Consider the following 12,863-nt stretch of genomic DNA (forward strand, 5'->3'; position numbering starts at 1 on the left):
GCATGAATCAACGCTGCGACTACCCCCACTTCCAGCCCATCACCACACGCTGGCATGACAACGACGCCTACGGTCACGTCAACAACGTTACCTACTACAGCTTCTTCGACACGGCGGTGAATACCTACCTGATTCAGGTCGGTGGCCTGGATATTCATGACGGCGAAGTGGTTGGGTTCGTGGTCAGTTCCGCCTGCGATTACTTTGCCTCGATCGCTTTCCCCGATCTGATCGAGATCGGACTGCGGGTCGGCAAGCTGGGCAACAGTTCGGTGCAATATGAATTGGCTGTGTTCAAGGTCGGCGAAAGCGAGGCGTGTGCGGCGGGACGGTTCGTGCATGTGTTTGTCGATCGGGCGAGCAATCAGCCGGTGCCGATTCCTGCCGGTTTGCGCGGGGCGCTGGAGCGGCTGGTGGTCTAGACGCGCAAAAAAAATCGCAGCCCAAAAGCTGCGATTTTTTGTTCAAGCCTTCGCCTTAGTGGTGGCGATAGTACTTGTGATGCTTGCGGTGGCCGTAGGCATGGCCGCGACCTGGATGACCACGATCGCGGTAGTAGCGACGGTCATCATGGCGACGGTCGTAACGACGATCATCGTCGTCACTCTTGTTGCCCATGTAGTTACCCAGTGCGCCACCTGCGCCGCCACCAGCGGCGGAGCCGATCAGGCTGCCGGTGGTGCCGCCGAGACTACGGCCAACCACGTTACCGCCGGCTGCACCCAGTGCACCGCCGATGGCCGCTTCGCCACGGCTGCGCTTGTCTGCACCGACCGCACTACCACCCGCGCCGCCCAGGGCTGCGCCGATGGTGGAACCTGTATTGCCGCCTAACGATTGACCGACGACCGAGCCAAGAACCCCGCCCAATGCGCCGCCCACACCTGCTTCGGTGGTGCCTCCGGCAGAAGCGAAGCCACTGACCAGGCCAAGGGACAACAAGAGAATCGAGGAGAACTTCATAGAGGATGAGCCTCAAAGGGATGACGGCGCCGATCCTGAAGCTCTGCAATGGGCGTGACAATCAAAATCCGACGAATAACACGACTTGTATACAATATTGCAAGTTACTGTTTTTTCACCGGAACTTAACCGATTTTCGCCGGTCTTTAGCTACTTCGGACAGGCCGTTTTCATGCAGAAACGGCCTTTTTTGTGGGCGGTCGAAAATCTTTGCCACGGCAGATCTGTTGACAGGTCGATCGCATTCGCGAGCAGGCTCGCTCCCACCTTTGAAATGCATTCCAAGTGTAGGAGCGAGCCTGCTCGCGAAGGGGCCGGATCTGGCTCCGCGGTTAAGCGGATTTAGCCATGATCAACCCAGTCTCACTCGCCGCTTCCAGCCGGATCGCAATGAACTTCGACGTCGGCGTGTGGCTGCCATCCCCCGTACTTTCCAGCGGCACCAGCGGATTGACCTCCGGATAGTACGCCGCCGCCTGCCCCGCAGGAATATCGAACGCCAACAATGTAAAACCTTTCACCCGACGCTCGCGACCGTCGTCCCAGATCGACACGATGTCGGCCTTCTGCCCAGGACGGAAGCCCAGGCGAATGATGTCGGCCTCGTTGGCGAACAGCACGTCACGCTGGCCCTTCACGCCACGGTAGCGGTCGTCGAGACCATAGATCGTCGTGTTGTACTGATCGTGGGAACGCATCGATTGCAGGATCAGATCCGGCACCTGCCCAGTGGCACGGGTGCGTTCGTGAACCAGATCTTTCGGCAACTGGTTGGCGCGGAAATTGGCACGGCCCGATGGCGTGTTCCACTTGCGGGCGCCAGCCGAGTTGCCCAGATAGAAGCCGCCCGGGTTTTTGATCTTGTCGTTGAAGTCTTTGAAACTCGGGATGGTGTCGGCGATCAGTTCGCGAATGCGCCCGTAATCGGCCACCAGCCAGTTCCAGTCCACCGGTTGGCTGCCCAACGTCGCGGCAGCGATGCCGGCGATGATCGACGGCTCCGAGCGCATCTGGTTCGACAGCGGCTGCAACTGGCCGTTGGAAGCGTGGACCATGCTGAACGAGTCTTCCACGGTCACCGCTTGCGGGCCTTCGGCCTGGATGTCGATGTCGGTACGGCCCAGGCACGGCAGGATCAGCGCGTCTTTACCGTGAGCGAGGTGGCTGCGGTTGAGTTTGGTGCTGATCTGCACAGTCAGGTCACAGTTGCTCAGCGCTTCGAAGGTGCGTGAGCTGTCCGGCGTGGCTTGGGCGAAGTTGCCGCCCAAGCCGATGAACACCTTGGCGCGACCTTCGGCCATCGCATGGATTGCCTCGACCACGTTGTGACCGTTATGACGCGGCACCTTGAACTGGAAGCGACGCTCCAGCGAATCGAGGAACGCCACCGGTGGACGCTCGTTGATGCCCATGGTGCGGTCGCCCTGCACGTTGCTGTGACCACGCACCGGGCACAGACCGGCGCCAGGTTTGCCGATATTGCCGCGCAGCAGCATCAGATTGGCGATTTCCTGAATGGTCGGCACCGAATGACGGTGCTGGGTGATGCCCATGGCCCAGCACATGATCACGTTCTTGCCTTTGGCGTACATGCACGCGGCTTGCTCGATCTCGACCAGGGTCAGGCCCGATTGCTCGACGATCTGCTCCCACGAGGTGTCGTCGACGATGGCCAGATACTCCAGCACGTTAGCGCTGTGAGCATTGAGGAAATCATGGTCGAACACCGCCGGTTCGCCAGCCTTCTGCGCATCGCGTTCCCATTGCAGGAGGAACTTGGCCATGCCGCGCAGCACCGCCATGTCACCGCCGAGGGCCGGACGGAAGTACGCGGTGTTGGTCGGCTTGTCGCCGTTGGTGAGCATTTCGATCGGGTGCTGGGGATGCTGAAAACGCTCCAGACCGCGCTCTTTCAGCGGATTGATGCACACCACCTGAGCGCCGCGTTTCACCGCTTCACGCAACGGTTCGAGCATGCGCGGATGGTTGGTGCCGGGGTTCTGGCCCCAGACGAAAATCGCGTCGGCGTGTTCGAAGTCGTCGAAGGTCACCGTGCCTTTGCCGACCCCGACACTCTGCGCCAACGCTACGCCGCTGGCCTCGTGGCACATGTTCGAACAGTCAGGGAAATTGTTGGTGCCGTAAGCCCGCACGAACAGTTGATACAGATACGCCGCTTCGTTGCTAGCACGCCCCGAGGTGTAGAACTCTGCCTGATCCGGGCTCGGCAGATTGCGCAGGTGCTTGCCGATCAGAGCGAAGGCATCTTCCCAACTGATCGGCTTGTAGCGATCGGACTCGGCGTCGTAGACCATCGGCTCTGTCAGGCGACCCTGATATTCCAGCCAGTAATCGCTCTGCTCCAGCAGCGAAGTGACGCTGTGCTTGGCGAAGAATTTGGCATCGACGCGACGCTTGGTCGCTTCCCAGTTCACCGCTTTGGCGCCGTTCTCGCAGAACTTGACCATGCCGCTCTCCGGCGAATCACCCCAGGCGCAACCCGGGCAGTCGAAGCCGCCGTTCTGGTTGGTCTTGAGCATCATGCGCAGGTTTTTCAGGGCGTTGTCGCTGGTCAGCCACGCCTGGGCCACACTGATCAGGGCGCCCCAGCCGCCGGCGGCACCTTTGTAAGGCTTGTAGCGCGGGACAGGTTTCTGGTCGGCTTGATGATGTTGGCTCACGCTTGATTCTCCATCGCGGGGCTGTACACCCGCGGCGCACTTTTCTGCGGCAGGTGGATGAGATTGAGGTTGTGGCGCCGGGCCCATTGCACGGCCAGGCCGGTAGGCGCCGACAGGCTGACCAGGGTCTGGATGCCGGCACGCAAGACTTTCTGGATCAATTCGAGGCTGCAACGGCTGGTGACGATCGCCAGCCCGCCCTCTGTGGATATCTTCTGGCGGATCAGTCCGCCGATCAGCTTGTCCAGCGCGTTATGCCGACCGATGTCTTCACGACCGAGCAGCAGTTCACCACTGGCGTTCATGAATACCGCCGCGTGCACCGCGCCGCAGTGCTGACCGAGCGGCTGGAACGCGCCGATGCGCTGGCGCAAACCGTCGAGCCATTCGATCGGTGGCAAGGCTGCGCCCGGCAATACCTTGAGATCAGGCAGTGCCTGTTCGACCGCTTCGACGCCGCACAGTCCGCAGCCGCTGGTGCCGGCCAACTGCCGACGCTGCTGTTTGAGGTTCCAGAACGCGCGGTTGGCAATGGTCACTTGCGCGTATTGCGCCGAGCCTGCGCCTGTCAGTTGCAGATCGTAGATATCGCTGGCGTCTTCGATGATGCCGCTGCCGAGGCTGAAGCCGACAATGAAGTCTTCCAGATCGGTCGGGGTCACCAGCATCACCGCCTGGCTGATGCCGTTGTAGGCGATCGCCAACGCGACTTCCTCGGCCAGCGCGGTGCTGGCCGATGCCTCAAAGGGTAGATCGCTGTAGCTGTAGGTCTGGCTGGCGGCTGGCGCGGGCGTTTCAATTGCTGGCGCCGCGCAGGCTGGGCGCTTGGCGTTCATGGCATCACCGACGGTTTGATCTAGGTCAAGACTAGGCGCGGCAAGTTGTCGCGTCTAATCGCTATTACCGATCTACCGATAGATGCCGTCGATCAAGCGTCTTTTGACGATTTCTGATAAAGCGCGAAACAGGCTTCTGCCAGCGCTGAACGCGGCGCGCCACGGCGCATGATCAGGCCCAGCGGGGCGAGGGTGTGGGCATTTTCGATCGGTTGCAGGCGCAGGTGATCGGCGAGGGTTTCCGCGCCGCCGTCGAGGGGCATGATTGCGCAGCAAAAACCGCCGTGGACTGCTTGCAGCAGTTGATGCACGGCGTCGGTTTGCAACAGCGGTTGCGGCGTCAGGCCACGGCTGTGGAAGTTGTGGTCGATGGACTGGCGAAAATGCATGCCGCTGGTGAGCATGCACAGCGGCAGTTCGATCAGCGATTCCCAGCTCAGGGGTTCATCGCCGAAACTGAACGAGCGCTCGTCATAGAGCAGGCCCATGCGCGTCTCGTTAAAGGCCAGCGAATCGAACCGCTCGCTGTCCAGACGCTCCAGATACGAAACGCCAATGTCGATGCGGTTGTTCGCCAAGTGTTCGAGCACCTGCTCGGAACTCAGCGACGACAGCTCGAAGCGCAGGTCCGGGTGCGCCGCGTGCAGACGTTGCATCAGCGGTAACGGATCGAAACTCGACAGCGGCACCACCCCCAGGCGCAACGTACCGATCAGGTTGCCGCGACAGGCCGCCGCTTCCGCCTGCAAGCCGTCATAGGCTGCCAGCACCGTACGCGCCCACGCCAGCACGCGTTCGCCCGGTGCGGTGAAGCCTTCGAAGCGCTGGCCGCGATTGACCAATGGCAGGTCGAGTTCTTCCTCGAGGCTGCGCAAGCGCATCGACAGGGTCGGCTGGGTGATGTGGCAGCGCGCGGCGGCCTGGCCGAAATGGCGGGTTTCGTCGAGGGCGATGAGGAATTTCAGTTGCTTGATGTCCATCTTCGCTCCGGGCGGTTGGCGGGGTGTGGCGATTCTACCGCCAGCGGCGCGGCAGCGTCATTGGTCGGACTGGAACCGGGTTTGGCCGGGGTGGTCTAGGCTTGGACGACTGGAACCCAAATCAAGGAGTGTGCGCTATGAGTCTGTTGAGCTTTGTGAAAGAGGCCGGTGAGAAGCTGATTGATCTGTTGACCCCAGGCAATGCCAATGCGAGTGAGCAGTTGAAGGAACATATCAGCAAGGTCGGGTTGGGCAATCCCAACGTGCAGGCGACCGTGGATGGCGACAAGGTGACGGTGACCGGTGAAGTGGCGAGCCAGGAAGAGAAGGAAAAGATTCTGCTCGCGGTGGGCAACATTGCGGGCGTAGGCAGTGTCGATGATCAGATCACGGTGACCGGACCGGTCGTCGTGGCTGCCGAGTTTGTCGAGGTCAAGGCAGGTGACACGCTCAGTGCGATCTCCCTGCGCGTCTATGGCAATGCCAACCAGTACCAGAAAATCTTCGATGCCAACAAACCGATGCTCAAGGATGTGAACAAGATCTATCCGGGACAAAAACTGCGCATTCCGAAATAACGCAATCATGTAGGAGCTGCCGAAGGCTGCGATCTTTTGACTTGGACTTTAAAAAAAGCAGATCAAAAGATCGCAGCCTGCGGCAGCTCCTACAGGGGTCAAAGCCCTGCAATCAAATCGCGGTAATCCTCGACTGCGGCAAACTCCGCTGTGTCCTTCGGCCCTTTGCGGCTGTCCGGTTCTTTCACCGCCAGCAAGTGCGCCACGCCAAAATCCCGCGCACTGCGCAGGATCGGCAAGGTGTCGTCGATAAACAGGCTGCGCGCCGGATCAAAACCGATGTCCGCCTGCAAGGCATCCCAGAACTGCGGGTTCTCCTTGGGATAACCGTAGTCATGCGAGCTGATCAGCCGCTCGAAGTACGGCGCCAGTTCGATCCGTTCCAGTTTCAACGACAGCGAATCGCGGTGCGCATTGGTGATCATGATCACCCGTTTGCCGGCGCGTTTGATTGCGCCGAGAAAGGTATCGGCATCGGCGCGCAGGGCGATCAAGTGGGCAGTTTCCTGTTTCAGTTCACGCACCGACAATTTCAGTTCTGCGCTCCAGAAATCCAGGCAGTACCACTGCAACTGGCCAGCGTGGCGCTCGAACAACGGCTGCAATTCCAGCTCGGCCATGGCCCGGCTGATGCCGTGCAGTTCGGCGTAGCGTTGGGGCAGGTGTTCGAGCCAGAAATGGTTGTCGAAGTGCAGATCCAGCAGCGTGCCGTCCATGTCGAGCAGAACGGTATCGATGTCGGACCACGGTAAAGAAGGCATGGCAACGTCTCGAACGGTGAAAAGATATCCGACGCAAACAATCGGGAAAGCCGCGTTATAGTAGCGCGTTCACGCCAAGGAGCTTTGCATGCGCCAGAAACCCACCGTACTCGCCCGCGAGATCGTCGCCACCAGTCGCCTGTTTCGCGTCGAAGAACTCAAGCTGCGATTTTCCAATGGCGTGGAGCGCACTTACGAGCGTCTGGTCGGCAAGGGTGCGGGCTACGGCGCGGTGATGATCGTCGCGATGCTTGATGCCGAACACGCAGTGTTGATCGAGGAATACTGCGGCGGCACCGACGAATACGAACTGTCTCTGCCCAAAGGCCTGATCGAGCCGGGCGAAGACGTGCTGGCGGCCGCTGAGCGGGAACTCAAGGAAGAGGCCGGTTATGGCGCACGTCAACTGGAACATCTGACCGAGCTGTCGCTGTCGCCCGGTTACATGAGCCAGAAAATCCAGGTGGTGCTGGCCACCGACCTGTATGAAGAGCGGCTGGAAGGTGATGAGCCGGAGCCGATGCGGGTCGACAAGGTCAACCTGCGCGAACTGTCGGCACTGGCGCAGAATCCGCAATTTTCCGAGGGCCGCGCCTTGGCTGCGCTGTATCTGACCCGCGACCTGCTGAGCCAGCGCGGGGTGTTCAGCTATGAGTGAGACGTCGATGAATTTTCCCCATCCGCTGATGGCACCTGTGGTTGCGCTGGCTTTACAGGCTGGCGAGGCGATTCTGCCGTTCTGGCGCGCCGGCGTTGAAGTCACGGCCAAGTCCGATGATTCGCCGGTCACGGCCGCCGACCTGGCCGCCCATCACCTTATCGTTGCCGGGCTGACGGCGCTGGAACCGAGCATTCCGGTGCTGTCCGAAGAGGACGCCGACATCCCGCAAAGTGTTCGCGCCGGTTGGCAGCGCTGGTGGCTGGTGGATCCGCTGGACGGTACCAAGGAGTTCATCAGCGGTAGCGAGGAATTCACCGTCAACATCGCGCTGATCGAAAATGGCCGGGTGGTGTTTGGTGTGGTGACGATGCCGACCAACGGTCGTTTTTATGTCGGCGGCGCCGGATTTGGAGCCTGGCGTGGCGACGAGGGCGGTACGCCGACGGCGATTCAGGTGCGCGATGTGCCTGCGCCGGGCGAGGCGTTTACTGTGGTGGCCAGCCGTCGACATTCAAGTCCCGAGCAAGAGCGTTTGCTGGCCGGGTTGAGCGCCAGTCTTGGTGAGTTGCAACTGGCCAATATCGGCAGTTCCTTGAAGTTCTGTCTGTTGGCCGAAGGTGCTGCTGATTGCTATCCGCGACTGGCGCCGACTTCGCAGTGGGACACGGCGGCAGCGCAGGGCGTGCTGGAAGGGGCGGGGGGCGAGGTGCTGGATTTGAAGGGTGAAGCGTTCAGTTATCCGCCGCGAGAATCGCTGTTGAACGAGTTCTTTCTGGCGCTGCCGGCGAAGGCTGCGTGGCGCGGACGGTTGTTGGAGTTGGCCCGAGGCTAACTGCCTGATCCGCAATTCCCCTCACCCCGGCCCTCTCCCCCAGGAGAGGGAGCCGACCGAGTTGTCTGGCGCTATGCATCGACCTGGAGAATCGAGTCGTGGATTCGGCGAAGCAGTTTCAGGTCGACGTAAATCTGTAGCATCCCCGTATCGGTTCCCTCTCCCTCGGGAGAGGGCTAGGGTGAGGGGCTGTTGATCTTCAACGGTGCAAAACGTACTGCCCGGTAAATCTCACCGCCTCGTCCTCACTTCCCGCATTCAGTATCCGCGTATCCAGCGTCAGCCGCGCCCGTCCATATCGCCGATACATCGCCACAAAGCGTTTCCACACCGCGGCCTCCGGCGCCGGGCAAATGGCCACGGCGTCTCCCGTCACCGGCAGCGGATAACTGATCTGTCCTTCCTGAATGACGATATGTCCGTCGGCAATCCCTTCTTCCTTCAAACGTAAATGCAACCAGCCCCAACCGGCCAGCACCGCTGCGCAATACAGGCTGCCGCCAAACATGGTGCTCTTGTGATTGACGTTGGGCGCGAGCGGCAGGTGCAGGCTCAGTTGCTGCTCGCGCCACTCAAGCACCTCGAGGCCCATTTCGGCGGTCAGCGGAATGTCGTGATGCAGCACCGTTTGCAGGTATTCGCTTTCGCTGCTCATTCGTTGTCTTCCCCGTGGCTGCTGTCGCCGAAATTCAGACCGTGTTTGCGCAGCTTGTCATGCAGGGTCTTGCGCGGAATACCCAGAGCTTCGGCGAGGCTGCGCACCGAGCTGTGCGAGCGCGCCAGTTCGGCGGCTATCAACGATTTTTCGAAGTTTTCGACTTGCTCGCTGAGGCCGCCGCTGACCACTTCTACAGGCGCGCCGCCGCTGCCATCAGCGCTGTTGTCCAGTGCCAGTTCAAGGCCGAGGGCGAAGCGTTCGGCGGCATTTTGCAGTTCACGCACATTGCCCGGCCAGGTGTGGCGCAGCAGCAGGGCGCGGTGTGCCGGCTGCAGCTCATGGGGCGGCAAGCCATGGCGGGCGCTGGCTTCATCGGCGTAATGCTGGAACAGCACCAATGCGTCTTCGCCCCTTTCGCGCAGCGGCGGGATGCGCAGCGGCGCGACGTTGAGGCGGTAATACAAGTCGGCGCGGAAGCGACCCTGATCCGCCGCCTGGCGCAGGTCTTCCTTGGTCGCGGCGATGACGCGGATGTCCAGCGGTATCAACTGATTGCCACCCAGGCGTTCAACAACGCGCTCCTGCAGCATGCGCAGCAGTTTCACTTGCACGTCCATGCTCATGCTTTCGATCTCGTCGAGAAACAGCGTGCCGCCATTAGCAAATTCAAATTTACCGATGCGACGTTTCTGCGCCCCGGTGAAGGCGCCGGGCTCGTGACCGAACAGTTCGCTTTCCACCACCGATTCCGCCAGGGCGCCGGCGTTGATCGCTACGAACGGGCCGTTGCGGCGGCTCGACAAGTCGTGCAGCGCGCGGGCCACGACTTCTTTGCCGGCACCGGTTTCGCCGAGGATCAGCACGTCAGCCTTGGTCGCCGCCAGCGCACCGATCTGCTCACGCAGGCGCAGCATCGGCGTCGAATGGCCGACCAGCCGCGCGCTCAATTCGTTGCGGTCGCTCAAGGCCAGACGCAGGCTGCGGTTGTCCAGCACCAGCCGCCGTAGCGCGAGGGCGCGACGGACGCTGTCGAGCAGTGCATCGCTGGCAAAGGGCTTTTCCAGAAAGTCGTAAGCGCCGGCGCGCATCGCCTGCACCGCCAGCGGTACGTCGCCATGGCCAGTGATCAGCAGCACCGGCAACTCGGGATCCTGTGCGTGCAATTCACTGAGCAGCTCGAGGCCGTCCATGCCCGGCATGCGAATGTCGCTGACCACCACACCTGGCCAGTCACGCTCAAGCTGTGCGGCGAGGCCCTTGGCTTCGGACAGCGGCAGAATTTTCAGGCCGGCCAGGTCCAGGGTCTGGCCGAGAGCCTGGCGCAAGTGCGGATCGTCGTCGATCAACACTACCTGGATGCGATTGTCGATGGTCATGCACTTCGATCCTCGGACGGTTGCAGGCTGACTCCGGGCGCGCCGGCGCGCAGGCGCAGGGTAATCAGGGCACCGCCTTGTTTGTGGTTGGCGAACGACAGCTCGCCACCAAAGGCGCGCATCAGCGTTTCACAAATGGCCAGCCCCAGACCCAGACCCTGTGTGCGGGTCTTGGTGGTGTAAAAGGGCTCGCTGGCGCGGCCAAGAGCTTCCATGCAGAACCCGGGGCCATTGTCGCGAATGTACAGATTGACGCCGTCGGCGGTGGCTTCGGCACTCAGCCACAACTTGCGCGGCGGGCCTTTTTCGGTGAGCGCATCGAGGGCGTTGGCCAGCAGATTGCCGAGCACCTGGCGCAGTCGGGTTTCGCCGGCCTCGACCCACAGCGTGGCTGCGGGCAAGTCGCGGATCAGTTCGACTTCCATGCTGCGGCGACGTTTGGCGAGTAATGCCAGCGCATCGTCCAGCGCCGGTTGCAGAGCGACGCTTTCCGGTGCGTGGCGATCGCGCCGAGCGAAGGCACGCAAGTGGGCGATGATTGAGGCCATGCGCCCGGTCAGTTCGCTGATCAGCTTGAGGTTGCCGCGCGCGTCCTCGGTGCGCTGATGATCGAGCAGCACTTCGGCGTTTTCCGCATAACTGCGAATCGCTGCCAGCGGTTGATTGAGTTCGTGGCTGATACTCGCCGACATGGTCCCCAGTGCCGACAATTTGCCGGCCTGAACCAGATCGTCCTGAGCGCGCACCAGCTCCTGCTGGGCGTGCTCGCGCTCAAGCACTTCCTGTTTCAAACGCCGGTTGAGGCCTTCCAGATCGCTGGTACGTTCGGCCACCCGGCCTTCCAGTTCGCGGCGCGCCTTGGCCTCGAAGGCGATGCGCTCCAGATAATGCCGGCGACGTTGCATCATCAAACCCACCAGCAGCATGACCACCAACAGTGTGGCGCCGCCGATCGCGACCACCGTGCGCACCGGACGATCAATCAGCGTGCGCGGGGCGAGAATGCTCACGCTCCAGCCGGTTTCGGCGATGTCGTGGGTCTGCGTCAGCCAGGCGTCGGCGCTCAGGTTCAGCGGCCGCGGTTCACGGGTCGGGTAGGGCTGGATTGCGGTGATCGCGGCGCGCTCGGCATCGCTCAACTCGCGAGTGGAACGGAAACGCCATTCCGGGCGCGACGTCAGGATGACCACGCCGTTATGGTCGGTCACCAGCAATTGTTCCGGGGTTTTGCCCCACAGGCTTTCGGTGTGGTCGAGGTCGACCTTGATCACCAGCACGCCGATGATTTTCTCGCCGTTGCGCACAGCAGCGGCGAAGAAGTAGCCGCGTTTGGCGGAAGTGGTGCCGAGGCCGAAGAAGCGTCCGAGGCGCCCGGCCATGGCTTCGCTGAAATACGGGCGGAAGGCGAAGTTGCGGCCGACGAAGCTGTCGCGTTTGTCCCAGTTCGACGCCGCCAGCGTCTGGCCGGACGTGTCCATCAGGTACATGACTTCAGCGCCGGTCTGCGCGGCGATGTTTTTCAGCAGGCGATTGGCGTTGCCTTGGGTCACGCCGTCGTCCGGCGCACCGAGCACCGCGCGCAGGGCCGGCAGGTCGCCGAGAATCTGCGGCAATACTTCATAGCGATGCAGGGTGCCGAGCAGATTGGCGACGTAAAGATCAAGGGTCTGGCGATTCTGCCCGGCGAGTTCGCTGCGGTAATAGCGCTCGGCAAGATGTTCCAGCGGCCACAGCAGCGGCGCCAGGCACAGGGCCAACAGTGCGAGGCTGCGCCAGCGAGGTCTGCGGGGGAGCGGTGGTTTCATGTGCCGGATACGCCTGTAGGGACAGGCGCATTATGCCCGGCCTCAGGCGAAGACGTCAGCGTCCTTGAGCAGCGCGGCCGCCTGGTCCTTGGCCGACAGCTTCGGCGCTTCGTCCAATTGCCAGTCGATGCCCAGCGCCGGGTCGTCCCAACGAATGCTGCGTTCGGAGGTCGGGTCGTAATAGTTGGTGGTCTTGTAGAGGAACTCTGCGAACTCGCTCAGCACCACGAAACCGTGAGCGAAACCTTCCGGTACCCACAGCTGGCGATGGTTTTCCGCCGACAGGCGCACCGCCACCGATTTACCGAAATGCGGCGAGCTGCGACGGATGTCCACCGCCACGTCGAGCACCTCACCTGCGGTCACACGGACCAGTTTGCCCTGGGTGTTCTGCAACTGGTAATGCAGGCCACGCAGCACGCCTTTTTGCGAGCGCGAATGGTTGTCCTGCACAAACTGCGTTTCCAGACCGGTAGCGTCCTGAAACGCCTTGGCATTGAAACTCTCGTAGAAAAAACCGCGCTCGTCGCCGAACACCTTGGGTTCGATGATCAGAACACCGGGCAGATCGGTGGTGATGACATTCATGAGGATTTCCATAGACAGGTGTGAATGGCCGACATTCTTGCGCAAAGCGCTGCGGGGCGCGAGTGTTGGGTTTGAAATGGAGCGTTCATTGAAGCCGGGGGTTGCGTAACCGCCAAGGCAATGGCGATATAAGCGCCTAATAAA

13 protein-coding genes are annotated in these 12,863 nt (G+C 61.5%); 4 read left to right on the forward strand and 9 right to left on the reverse strand.

Annotated elements, in window-relative coordinates:
- Positions 1 to 2: 2 nt before the first annotated feature.
- Complete coding sequence (locus AB4N73_RS23060; protein ID WP_071174077.1) at positions 3 to 422, forward strand: acyl-CoA thioesterase; 420 nt, start codon at positions 3 to 5, stop codon at positions 420 to 422.
- Between the two features lie 55 nt (positions 423 to 477).
- Here AB4N73_RS23060 and AB4N73_RS23065 read toward each other — a convergent pair whose 3' ends face one another.
- The 4 genes from AB4N73_RS23065 to AB4N73_RS23080 all read right to left on the reverse strand — a co-directional run bounded on the left by AB4N73_RS23065 (position 478) and on the right by AB4N73_RS23080 (position 5,460).
- The gene (locus AB4N73_RS23065) at positions 478 to 963 is read right to left on the reverse strand and encodes a glycine zipper domain-containing protein (protein WP_039756448.1); all 486 of its coding nucleotides are present in this window, start codon (positions 961 to 963) and stop codon (positions 478 to 480) included.
- 332 nt (positions 964 to 1,295) lie between these two features.
- Positions 1,296 to 3,644 carry an FdhF/YdeP family oxidoreductase gene (locus AB4N73_RS23070; RefSeq protein WP_460142589.1) on the reverse strand — a complete coding sequence of 783 codons (2,349 nt, stop codon included), beginning with the start codon at positions 3,642 to 3,644 and terminating at the stop codon, positions 1,296 to 1,298.
- Positions 3,641 to 4,480 carry a formate dehydrogenase accessory sulfurtransferase FdhD gene (fdhD, locus tag AB4N73_RS23075; RefSeq protein WP_016772170.1) on the reverse strand — a complete coding sequence of 280 codons (840 nt, stop codon included), beginning with the start codon at positions 4,478 to 4,480 and terminating at the stop codon, positions 3,641 to 3,643. The genes AB4N73_RS23070 and fdhD overlap by 4 nt, the downstream gene beginning before the upstream one ends.
- Positions 4,481 to 4,572: 92 nt before the next feature.
- Positions 4,573 to 5,460, reverse strand: coding sequence for a LysR family transcriptional regulator (locus AB4N73_RS23080; RefSeq protein WP_252868618.1), 888 nt, complete (start codon positions 5,458 to 5,460; stop codon positions 4,573 to 4,575).
- Positions 5,461 to 5,597: 137 nt separating this feature from the next.
- Between AB4N73_RS23080 and lysM the strand changes: the two genes are divergently transcribed.
- The gene (gene lysM, locus AB4N73_RS23085) at positions 5,598 to 6,038 is read left to right on the forward strand and encodes a peptidoglycan-binding protein LysM (protein WP_123585632.1); all 441 of its coding nucleotides are present in this window, start codon (positions 5,598 to 5,600) and stop codon (positions 6,036 to 6,038) included.
- Positions 6,039 to 6,136: 98 nt separating this feature from the next.
- On the opposite strand, the gene yrfG is transcribed toward lysM, so the two are convergent.
- Positions 6,137 to 6,799: a GMP/IMP nucleotidase gene (yrfG, locus tag AB4N73_RS23090; protein WP_056787135.1), complete on the reverse strand. Its 663-nt coding sequence runs from the start codon at positions 6,797 to 6,799 to the stop codon at positions 6,137 to 6,139.
- 88 nt (positions 6,800 to 6,887) lie between these two features.
- Between yrfG and nudE the strand changes: the two genes are divergently transcribed.
- Both nudE and cysQ read left to right on the forward strand, forming a co-directional pair.
- The gene (gene nudE / locus AB4N73_RS23095; RefSeq protein WP_016772166.1) at positions 6,888 to 7,457 is read left to right on the forward strand and encodes an ADP compounds hydrolase NudE; all 570 of its coding nucleotides are present in this window, start codon (positions 6,888 to 6,890) and stop codon (positions 7,455 to 7,457) included.
- A gap of 7 nt (positions 7,458 to 7,464) precedes the next feature.
- Positions 7,465 to 8,292, forward strand: a complete 828-nt coding sequence (gene cysQ / locus AB4N73_RS23100) for a 3'(2'),5'-bisphosphate nucleotidase CysQ (RefSeq protein ID WP_056787137.1) — start codon at positions 7,465 to 7,467, stop codon at positions 8,290 to 8,292.
- Positions 8,293 to 8,491: 199 nt separating this feature from the next.
- On the opposite strand, the gene AB4N73_RS23105 is transcribed toward cysQ, so the two are convergent.
- Genes AB4N73_RS23105 through rfbC form a run of 4 tightly spaced genes read right to left on the reverse strand, consistent with a single transcriptional unit; the run spans position 8,492 to position 12,719 of the window.
- Positions 8,492 to 8,947 carry a thioesterase domain-containing protein gene (locus tag AB4N73_RS23105; RefSeq protein ID WP_252877249.1) on the reverse strand — a complete coding sequence of 152 codons (456 nt, stop codon included), beginning with the start codon at positions 8,945 to 8,947 and terminating at the stop codon, positions 8,492 to 8,494.
- Entirely contained in the window at positions 8,944 to 10,326 is a 1,383-nt protein-coding gene (locus tag AB4N73_RS23110) for a sigma-54-dependent transcriptional regulator (protein WP_041477494.1), read from the reverse strand. Before AB4N73_RS23110 ends, AB4N73_RS23105 begins: the two co-directional genes overlap by 4 nt.
- Positions 10,323 to 12,131 (reverse strand): sensor histidine kinase, encoded by a 1,809-nt coding sequence (locus AB4N73_RS23115; RefSeq protein ID WP_122705238.1) that lies wholly within the window; start codon positions 12,129 to 12,131, stop codon positions 10,323 to 10,325. Before AB4N73_RS23115 ends, AB4N73_RS23110 begins: the two co-directional genes overlap by 4 nt.
- Before the next feature lie 42 nt (positions 12,132 to 12,173).
- Positions 12,174 to 12,719: a dTDP-4-dehydrorhamnose 3,5-epimerase gene (rfbC, locus tag AB4N73_RS23120; RefSeq protein WP_110644793.1), complete on the reverse strand. Its 546-nt coding sequence runs from the start codon at positions 12,717 to 12,719 to the stop codon at positions 12,174 to 12,176.
- Positions 12,720 to 12,863: the final 144 nt, after the last annotated feature.

Source organism: Pseudomonas sp. S3_B08 (assembly GCF_054667725.1).

Excerpts from the sequence above, each read along its gene's own strand:
- AB4N73_RS23060 (WP_071174077.1), top strand. The coding sequence starts at position 3 with ATGAATCAACGCTGCGACTACCCCCACTTCCAGCCCATCACCACACGC.
- AB4N73_RS23065 (WP_039756448.1), bottom strand. The coding sequence starts at position 963 with ATGAAGTTCTCCTCGATTCTCTTGTTGTCCCTTGGCCTGGTCAGTGGC.
- fdhD (WP_016772170.1), bottom strand. The coding sequence starts at position 4,480 with ATGAACGCCAAGCGCCCAGCCTGCGCGGCGCCAGCAATTGAAACGCCC.
- AB4N73_RS23080 (WP_252868618.1), bottom strand. The coding sequence starts at position 5,460 with ATGGACATCAAGCAACTGAAATTCCTCATCGCCCTCGACGAAACCCGC.
- lysM (WP_123585632.1), top strand. The coding sequence starts at position 5,598 with ATGAGTCTGTTGAGCTTTGTGAAAGAGGCCGGTGAGAAGCTGATTGAT.
- yrfG (WP_056787135.1), bottom strand. The coding sequence starts at position 6,799 with ATGCCTTCTTTACCGTGGTCCGACATCGATACCGTTCTGCTCGACATG.
- nudE (WP_016772166.1), top strand. The coding sequence starts at position 6,888 with ATGCGCCAGAAACCCACCGTACTCGCCCGCGAGATCGTCGCCACCAGT.
- cysQ (WP_056787137.1), top strand. The coding sequence starts at position 7,465 with ATGAATTTTCCCCATCCGCTGATGGCACCTGTGGTTGCGCTGGCTTTA.
- AB4N73_RS23105 (WP_252877249.1), bottom strand. The coding sequence starts at position 8,947 with ATGAGCAGCGAAAGCGAATACCTGCAAACGGTGCTGCATCACGACATT.
- AB4N73_RS23110 (WP_041477494.1), bottom strand. The coding sequence starts at position 10,326 with ATGACCATCGACAATCGCATCCAGGTAGTGTTGATCGACGACGATCCG.
- AB4N73_RS23115 (WP_122705238.1), bottom strand. The coding sequence starts at position 12,131 with ATGAAACCACCGCTCCCCCGCAGACCTCGCTGGCGCAGCCTCGCACTG.
- rfbC (WP_110644793.1), bottom strand. The coding sequence starts at position 12,719 with ATGAATGTCATCACCACCGATCTGCCCGGTGTTCTGATCATCGAACCC.